This window comes from Ralstonia edaphi (genome assembly GCF_958350185.1).
Classification (GTDB): Bacteria; Pseudomonadota; Gammaproteobacteria; order Burkholderiales; family Burkholderiaceae; genus Ralstonia; species Ralstonia edaphi.
In genome coordinates, this window is the sequence record NZ_CATWHI010000011.1 from 36,088 (window position 1) to 43,879 (window position 7,792).

The window sequence follows — 7,792 nt, forward strand, 5'->3', positions numbered from 1 at the left end:
TGACCTCGCGCCGCACCTCAATTGAACTGAACCGTGAGTTATGTAGTGCTTACAAAAGAAGACGATATGAAAATGGGGCGAAGGGATCTAAAAAAGCCGTACTGGATAGGGCTTCTCACGTTCACCGCGGTGTTGGCATGCAGCAACGTTTACGCCGGATTTCAGTGGCCCGATACCGCAGGTGGGCGATGCGTGGCGACGATTCAAGAAATGTGCGCGGCTCGGGTCGGCGTAAAAGGTCTAGTCCAGTCGTCGACGCCCGACTCTGAAGCGACTTGTTATGAAACCTATACAGGAGGAAATTCAGGAAGTGTTGGCTTTAATTCTTGTGGCCTGCCTGATACACCTGAGGAGAGCTGTTCTGCCTCAAGTGCCCAGCCTGTATCAAATCCCGTGTTTCCAGGGTCCGGCATCAAAATTCAATTAGAGAGGGACTATCAAGGTGCAGGCCCTCAGGCGTTGGTATTTGAGCGAACGTATCGTAGTACTGTCGCACAATCGTCGTCCTTCACAGCCAACCAGGGAGACCTCGGATTGGGCTGGACCCACGCGTGGCGCCGATACGTCGAAACGCTGACGCCAAGCAGCGTGGCGCTGCGGCGTCAGGACGGCAATACGAGAACATTCCATCTGGCAAACGGGAGTTGGGTTGCCGACAACGGTAGCCGGGACAACCTCGTACGGTTGCTGGATACCCAAAGCAAACTATTGGGCTGGAAGCTTAACGTACTGGATGACGGGAGCACGGAAAACTACGATGCGAATGGGCTGCTTTCTAGCGTCGCCGCTCCAAATGGCGAGACCACGCTGCTGACCTACAGCGATGCATCCACTCCGGCGGCAACAGCCCCGTCGGCAGGCTTATTGACCAGCGTTCAAAACGGTTTTGGGCGTAAGTTGTCATTTACCTATGACTCCAACAAGCGAATTAGCTCATTAATCGATCCGATCGGAGGCATCACTCAGTACGCTTATGGCCCTGCCGGACAACTGATTTCGGTGACTTGGCCAGATGCAACAAAGAGGCAATACGTCTATGAGGACAGTCGGTTTCCTTGGGCGCTGACAGGTATCGTTGATGAGAACGGAGCTCGATACAGCACCTACGCGTATGACGATTCCGGTCGAGCGACTGTGAGCGAGCATGCGGGGGCTGTGGACCGTTATCAATTCCTGTATGGGGCGAATAATCAAACGACTGTTGTTGATCCCACAGGGAAGACCAGCGTCTATACGTTTCTCCGACAAAACGGCGTGCTATTACCGACGGCGGTGAGTGCCCCCTGCGGGCTGTGCGGCAGCACGCGCAGTAGCAGCAGCTATGACGCTAACAACAATCTGATCCAGGAAACCGATTATCTGGGCAACGTCACCACACACAGTTACGACAGCCAGAATCGGGAGATCCAGCGCGTGGAGGGGGCAGGGACGCCTGGCGCTCGCACGGTCACCACTGTGTGGCATTCGAAATTCTCGAATCTGCCCACCCAGATCGCCTTGCCAACCAAGCTGCAGAACTACAGTTACGACACTAGCGGCAATTTGATCAGCTATAGCGAGACGCCGACCACCGACACTAACGGTAGCCAGGGCCTCAGTGCAACGGCTGCAGGTCCGACACGCACGACCACGTGGACCTTTACCGCAGATGGTCAGGTCGCTAGCCGCAGCGGTCCACGTACGGATGTCAACGACGGTACGGCATACGTCTACCGCACCGCGGACGACACCAGCAGCCCACCGCAATACCGCAAGGGCGACCTGTACCAGATCGTCGACGCAGCTGGGCATGCCACGACCATCAATCAGTACGACGCGAATGGGCGACCGCTGCAGATGACGGACGCCAACGGCACAGTGACAACCTTCACGTACTCGAGCCGGGGCTGGCTCATCAGCCAGACGACGACACCGTTGAACGGAGTAGGGCAGACCACTAGCTACGACTACGACAAGGCGGGACAGCTGATCAAGGTGACCCGACCCGATGGCGGCACGATTAGCCTCAGCTACGACGGAGCGCATCGGCTGATCGCTGCGGCGGACAGCTCGGGCAACAGCGTTAGCTACATGCTGGATGCGATGGGCAACCGCACACAGGAGCAGTCCAAAGATCCGAGTGGCAACCTAGCTCGACAGATCACCCGTGTGTTCGATTCGATGAACCGGCCGTTGCAGGTAACTGTTGGAACGTCATCACAGGCGAATCCACAGCCCGGCACCGGACCGTTGGTCAAAATCATCCCGCTGGGTGCTACCGCTTCGGGATTCTATGCAGACGGCTATCAGGCAACGATGGCTTTGGATGGCAACACCAGCACGTACTGGCTGAACACCAATGCCCCTCAGTGGATCGAGATCGATCTTGGAGCTCCTGTGGTGCTTCGATCGATTCGCTTGCTGGTCAACCAGCAGCCTAATGGCCCTTCAACACACGTCATTACAGGTGATGTGGCGCCTGCTCCGGCCAATGTGCTGACAACTCTGTCGGGTCAAACCGCCGATCAGCAGTGGCTCACTTTTACGCCGAGCGACACATTACCGCCAACACGATTCATTCGAATCACGACGACCAGCAGTTCCTCCTGGGTCTCGTGGCGAGAGCTTGAGTTCTATAAATGAGCGGTCGTATGCCCGGCTCATCTTCGCTTCGATGAGCCGGGCGCTCTGGGTCACGGTCGGCGCAACGCAGTAGAACAACAACATTCACAACGCACCTACATGCCGCATAACTATTCGCCCCGTGCCTTGCGCGTACGGTTACCAGCGAGGGCTATTGCCTTCGCATTGCTGTTGTCCTCCTTCGGATTCGGTTTACCTGCCGCAGTCGCGATACCCACGGATTCGAGCACGGCTGCACTTGAGACCCGGCTGCGCGAAGCTCGCGTGTTCGAGGAGCCCCTGATCGCTACAGGTCCGAGCAGCGCTGAGGAACAGCAAGCGCTCTGGGAAGCCATTCAGCAGTACCGTGATGGCGAAGGTGGCGAGGCCCTTGTGCCATTGCAAGCATTTCTCGACCAGTATCCGGACAGCCCATGGAGGCTTGCCCTGCGGACGAATATGGGGTTGACGTACTACCACCTCGGTTACTTCTCGCGCGCCATCGATGCGTGGGAGGCAGCCTGGCGAGATACGCGTGCCACGGCGCAGCCGGCGACAAAACGTCTTGCCGATCGTGCGCTGGGTGAGTTGATCCGGATGCACGCCCGTATCGGACATGCCGACCGGGTGAACGCACTGCTGAAGGAAGCCGAGAGCCGTCCGCTGCAAGGCGCGGCAACCGAGGCTGTGGCCGGCGCAAGGGAGGGCCTATGGGTGATGCGAAACGACCCCGGCGTTGCGTATCTGTGCGGCCCGATGGCACTGAAGAGCATCCTGCAGTTTCAAGGAGCGGATAGCAGCCGTATTGCGAAGATCAACGCCGTCCGCTCAAGTCTAAATGGAGTCACGCTCGATACCGTTGGTCAACTGGCCAAGCAGGTCAACCTCCAATACACCATTGCCAAGCGCAGTCCCGGCACGCCGATTCCGCTGCCCGCCGTGGTGCATTGGAAGATCAATCACTACGCCGCCATCGTTGGCGAGCAGAACGGACGCTATCACCTCAAAGACCCCACCTTTGGGCAGGATCTCTGGATCAGCAAGGACGCGTTGGAAGCTGAAACCAGTAACTATTTCTTGATTCCTCGGCAAGCCGCCAAACAAGCGGGCTGGAAGACGGTCGCACAAGCCGAAGCCAAAAAGGTGTTCGGTATGGGATACACCCAGTTCTCTGATCCAGCGCGGACACGCCCGAATGATCACAAGGCGTGCGACTGCAAGAGCCCGTCGTCCGATGACGACAGCGCCGGGGATGCTGGTGCGGACGCGCCCAGCGTGGGCATGCCGAGCTACAACGTTCATGCCATGCTGGTCAGCCTCAATTTTGTTGACACACCAATCAGCTATCGGCCGCCGAAAGGGCCGCCAGTCAACTTTACGCTCACCTACAACCAGCGCGAGGCCTATCAACCGGCCAACTTCAGCTATTTCAACTTCGGCCAGAAGTGGACTTCCAATTGGCTCGCGTACATCCAGGATGATCCCACCAATCCGGGTACCAGTGTCCGCCGCATCGTTGCAGGTGGGGGGGCCGTTTGGGAGAGTGATTCGTATAACTCAACTACCGGAGCGTTTGGCGCGGACCCGCAGGACATGTCTGTACTCGTGCGCACCAGCGCTACGAGCTACGAACGACGCATGAAGGATGGCAGCAAAGAGGTGTACAGCCAGCCGGATGGCGCCACCAGTTACCCCCGTGCCATCTTCCTGAGCCAGGTCATTGATCCGCAGGGAAATGCAGTCAGCCTCAATTACGATGGTCAACTGCGGTTGACTACGGTGACCGACGCGCTAGGCAAACAGAGCACGCTGAGCTACGGCAATGGGAACAATCCGCTGCTAGTTACCCAGATCAGTGATCCCTTTGGCCGGACCGCCAAGATCGGCTACGACGCGAGTGGGCGCCTGACCGACATCACCGATGCCATTGGCATGAAGTCCAGCTTCACCTATGACGCCGGCACCTTCATCAACACGATGACCACACCCTATGGCACCACCCAGTTTGACTATGGCGAGAACGGCATACAGCGCTGGGTCAACATCACGGACCCGCTAGGTCAAACCGAACGCGTCGAATACGTTCACGAGCCCCCCGGTATTCCATCTTCGGAATCTTCGCTCCCGGCTGGCATGAGCCTCTTCAATTCCTATCTGAACGATCGCAACACGTATTACTGGAATGCGAAGGCCTATGCCGAAGGGGCAGGGGACTACACGAGGGCACGCATTACGCATTGGTTGCATGAGAAAGACAACGCCAATTACACCGCAGGCGTGATCGAAAGCACCAAGGCGCCTCTCGAGAATCGCGTCTGGTACAACTACCCCAATCAGCCGTGGACCGGTGCGGCTGGCACGTCAGAGCTCCCCGTTTCGGTGGGTCGAGTGCAGGCTGACGGCAGCACCCAGTTGGTGCGCTATACCTACAACGCGCAGGGCAATCGCACGAGTAAGATTGACCCGCTTGGGAACCAGACGCAGTACAGTTACGCTGATAATGGCATTGACCTTTTGCGGGTCACACAGCCCAATGGTGCTTTTACAGAGTACACATACAACAACCAGCACCAACCGTTGACGTACCGCGACGCGACCGGTCAGCTGACGTCCTATGCTTACAACACGGCAGGTCAGAAAATCAGCGAGACGGATGCGCTCGGGAACACGACCCGCTGGGAGTACGATACCAACGGCTTTCTGCAGCGAGTCGTCAACGCAGTTGGGAAAACCCAGGAGAGCTATACCTATGATGCGATAGGGCGCATCGCTAGCCGGACAGACGCCGTAGGCTACACGCTCGCATACCAGTACGACGCGCTGAATCGTTTGACCCAGGTCCTGTATCCCGACGGCACGACTCGCGTCATGACTTGGAACAAGCTAGATCTCGCGAGCAGTGCTGATCAGTTAGGCCGAACCACCCAGTACGCCTACAACAACGTGCGTAATTTGGTGCAGGTGACGGACCCGCTTGGTCGCACTCTTCAGTACGATTATTACCCAAACGGCAAGACAAAGACGATAACGGACAGTAATGGCACCGTCACGGCCTTGACGTATACGCCAAGCGATATGCTGGCGGGACGTACCGTCACCGCAGCGAATGGAGCTATGCAAGCCACATCGTACAGCTATGACAGCACAGGTCAGCTCACTCGGAAAAACCAACCCGACGGTACGTATACCGCGTTTCAGTACGACAACGCAGGGCGGTTGACTTCAGTATCTGATAGCCAAGCCAATAACGTTACCTACACGCTTGACCAGAACGCAAACCGTTCTCGTGACCAGTTCAAGGATGCCTCTGGCACGTTGGCTCGCCAGACGACACGAATGTTCGACGCGATGGATCGGCCCGTGCAGGTGATGGAAGGGCCGTCGTTGTCGGCGGGCACCGGCCCCGCCCCCGGGTCCGGACAGTTGGTCAAGGTTGCTGCAGTGAGCGCTAGAGCCTCCGGGTATTACAACGACACACTGACTCCCAGCATGGCCATTGACGGCAATCTCGATACGCGCTGGGTAAGCGGTGGATACCCAACGCAGTGGATCGAGATCGATCTTGGAACACCGGTTCTTCTGCGATCCATGCGGCTCATGCCGGATCAGGACGCCACTGGCAACACAACCCACGTGATTACAGGCGACGTGGTTCCGTCGCCGACAAACGTGCTAGGCACGCTGTCCGGTACGACCTCAAATCACGAGTGGGTGACATTTACGCCGAGTGGTTCGCCGTCGCCGGTGCGCTATATCCGCATCACCACGACTAGTAGTCCGTTTTGGGTGATGTGGTACGAGCTTGAGTTCTACAAGTGAGACATTCCACATTGACCTGTGCGGCAGGCATCTGGCTGACGCCATGCGCACGCGCATGCAGTAACAGCCCACAGCCCCCAGCGACAATCTGACTCGCCAAATCGCTCGCGTCTTCGACTCGATGAACCAACTGCTCAATGTCGCGGTCGGCGTAGGCCTTAAAACAACATCTATCAACGACCCATCATGCTTTGGAACAACTCGACCTATGCGCAAGCGCGAGGGTTTCGAGTGCCGGCTATTGCCTTGGCACTCCTATACTCGTTCTCGGGAGTCGGTCTGGCGAACGATACTCCTCCAACTGCTGCTCAAGATTCCGAAACGCTGGAAACGCGACTACGCGAAGTGCGCCTGTTTGAGGAGCCGCTGATTGCCACAGGGCCAAGTAGTTTAGAAGAGCAACAAACGCTTTGGCGGGCTATTCAGCAATATCGCGACGGAGGCAATGCGGAAGCGCTCGGTCCTCTAAAGTCGTTCTTGGAGCAGTACCCCAGAAGCCCATGGGGCCTGGCCCTGCGAACCAATATCGGGCTGACGTACTACCGTCTCGGCTATTTCTCGAGCGCCATGAATGAATGGGAGGACGCTTGGCGAGATGCTAGAGCGCAGGCACAGCCGGATGTTAAACGCTTGGCAGATCGCGCCCTTGGTGAGCTTGTACGCATGCATGCCCGTATTGGCCACGCCGACCGGGTGAACACGCTACTGAAGGAAGCCGAAAGGCGTCCTTTGCAAGGGCCTGCGACCGAAGCTGTAGCTGGTGCTCGCGAAGGCCTTTGGATGATGCGAAACGATCCCGGCCTCGCCTATCTGTGCGGCCCGATGGCGCTCAAGAACATCTTGGAGTTCCAGGGCGCCGACAAGAGCCGTGTCGCGCAGCTCAATGCTGTGCGCTCAAGCCCGCGAGGCGTAACGTTGGATGAGGTGGGACGATTGGCGAAACAGGTCAACCTGTCGTACACCATTGCGAAGCGCATCCCTGGTACGCCAATTCCACTACCAGCGGTGGTTCATTGGAAGATAAATCACTATGCCGCCATCGTTGGCGAGCAGAATGGCCGATATCACTTGAAGGATCCAACCTTTGGGCACGATCTCTGGATCAGTAAAGCAGCTCTCGAAGACGAGACTAGCAATTACTTCCTGATCCCGCAGGGCGCTGCCAAACAGCCGGGTTGGAAAGCGGTTTCGCAAGCTGATGCTAGAAGGGTGTTCGGCATGGGAGCGACCACCGCGGTCGATGACACACGCATTTCACCGAATGACGTGAAGGCATGTGACTGGAGCGGCCCCCTGAATCTCCGGACACAGTCACCCACTTAAACTAACGGGTAGGCATACGACTGTGTTTATGACTAGCAGCAACCAAGAA

The 7,792-nt window shown here is 57.4% G+C and carries 3 protein-coding genes; all 3 read left to right on the forward strand.

Annotated elements, in window-relative coordinates:
- Positions 1-210: 210 nt before the first annotated feature.
- The 3 genes from R2669_RS24455 to R2669_RS24465 all read left to right on the forward strand — a co-directional run bounded on the left by R2669_RS24455 (position 211) and on the right by R2669_RS24465 (position 7,743).
- Positions 211-2,622 (forward strand): DUF6531 domain-containing protein, encoded by a 2,412-nt coding sequence (locus R2669_RS24455; protein WP_430708845.1) that lies wholly within the window; start codon positions 211-213, stop codon positions 2,620-2,622.
- 99 nt (positions 2,623-2,721) lie between these two features.
- Entirely contained in the window at positions 2,722-6,420 is a 3,699-nt protein-coding gene (locus tag R2669_RS24460; RefSeq protein WP_316902448.1) for a discoidin domain-containing protein, read from the forward strand.
- A gap of 186 nt (positions 6,421-6,606) precedes the next feature.
- A complete protein-coding gene (locus R2669_RS24465) occupies positions 6,607-7,743 on the forward strand; it encodes a cysteine peptidase family C39 domain-containing protein (RefSeq protein ID WP_316902449.1) in 1,137 nt (378 codons plus the stop codon).
- Positions 7,744-7,792 lie beyond the last annotated feature (49 nt).